The following is a 1,907-nucleotide window of genomic DNA, read 5'->3' as shown; positions in this document are numbered from 1 at the left end:
AGAAGGTAACGGTTTCGCCCTCAACGTAATCGTATTGCCCTTGAGAGTCAGTGACTCCCTCAAGGGTTTCTGTCCTGTATCCGATATTGGCCACGGCTTCGTCAAGAAATACACCAATCTCAGTGGTCGGCGCAGACGCAGGATTAGATGAAGACGAGCTTCCGCCACACCCAATTAATAAACTAGTCGCACAAGCAATGAACAAAGGCTTTGAATTTTTCAGCATGAAAAAACTCCATTTACACTTTTTTCTTGGATGAAACTTCTTATTTTTTAATTCTTTAATGAAACGACAGCTAGGTATTTCAGCTTTAGACAGGTCTAGTATATTACTAACGTGCCGAGCCCTGTTTCTCTATGGGCGCACTCGCATCAACGGTCGTCGATAATACCATGGCTCCCACTCGACCGAAGCTTCACGGCCTGTATTAAAATGCACTGTGTAAACCAAGTCCCAGCCGGGGACAAATGCAGGGTCTGATGCGCCAACAGCTACATCAGAAGACCAAACCCACTCGCCCCAGTTTTCATAGCCAATCGGTCAGATGGCTATAACCACCCAGTTACATGATGTTACATGAGTGATTTTTAACCAGCAAGTTTGGATTATGATTTTTTATGATGATGTGAATTCGATGCCAAAGTGCAAGCGATAAACGGCAAGCGTTATCTTGGTAAATTGCTAGTTCTTGCTCTGGGGCAAACGGATTGAGAGGCAGCGCAGAATGTCCGCTATTTGGTGACAGCCGTTACTTGAGAAAAACACTCAAGATGTCTGCTTTCGATGAGACATCTCAGATCATCAAATGCTAGATAGTTTCGAATCCACTTTGGGATAAGACCGGCGCTTGAAGCGTAACTGGGGTGCTGGGAGAGCATTTTTTTGGGAGGGAGGGGTTATGGAAACAGGCACAATGTTGTAATCGAACTATGATTCCAATACCAACATTATGCCTGCATGTTCAGCGCAATTAGCTCATGCCATTTTGCTTTTTAAAGGCTTCGATCAACTCCACAGGCTTTTGCTTTTTGTTAGACTTGTTCAACACATAAACGATTGTCTCGCCATTCGGGCCTGCGCCAATCTCAGTAAAACGATAAGGCGCTTCGCCAACTTTACGTACAGAAGTCAAATCGTCGGCATTATCAAATACATAGATGCGACCCTCTGCACGCATTTCTGCATAAAACGGTGAAGCCGCGTCAGCATTGCCATCAAACAACTCAACGCTTGGAATGCCAGAACGCTTTTTCTTGTCTTCGCCGGTCAAAGCAAACTTGATCGTTTCACCTTTAGGCCCAGCACCAATTCGTGCCAACATATAAGCAGTATGGCCCGTTTTCAGAAAATCATCATATAAGCTGCGATCATAGAAAACATAGATTCGACCATCGTCATGCACTTCGTATAACTCAGATACTGTCATCTTCGTCGCTTCAGTGCTGGCCATTTGTTCGGTCTTAGATTCAGGCGCAGGAACATCTGCTACTTTCTTGTCGTTGGATGCACAGGCTGTCAAACCGAGTGTTAATACAGACGCCACACCCACTATTTTAAATCGTTTTGTAAGCTCACTTTTTATAAACATACTCTTTTCCGTCACGTTAGAAATAACAGAACGAGGCTAATCAGCGCACATGACATCTTTATGACAAAGCGATTTAGAAGTCCCAGAAAACGACACTCAGCAGCGAGCAAAGTAACTCAGCGAATAACGGAACACGGCCAAAAACGAGCAAAAAGAGTGACAAAAGATCTGATCGATCGCCTAACAAGCCGCTTACCTGAAAAACAGAAGCTAGAAACTAGAAACTCCGAACCCGAACCCGAAACCAAGCACAACAAGCGGACGCATTTATTAATGTTCGCCCGCCATGTTTCAAGCTATTTATCAAACGAGAGCAAG

General features: G+C 44.5%; 2 protein-coding genes. Both read right to left on the bottom strand.

What is annotated here, in order from left to right; genetic code table 11:
• On the bottom strand, nucleotides 1-226 hold a 226-nt coding region (locus A3751_RS22150; protein ID WP_197466254.1), incomplete at its 3' end, for a hypothetical protein.
• Between the two features lie 745 nt (nucleotides 227-971).
• Nucleotides 972-1,589, bottom strand: a complete 618-nt coding sequence (locus tag A3751_RS09450) for a hypothetical protein (protein WP_068454909.1) — start codon at nucleotides 1,587-1,589, stop codon at nucleotides 972-974.
• Nucleotides 1,590-1,907: the final 318 nt, after the last annotated feature.

Source organism: Oleiphilus sp. HI0080, from assembly GCF_001635135.1.
Note: the sequence above shows the minus strand (reverse complement) of the source record. Positions and strands in the feature narration are given on the sequence as shown.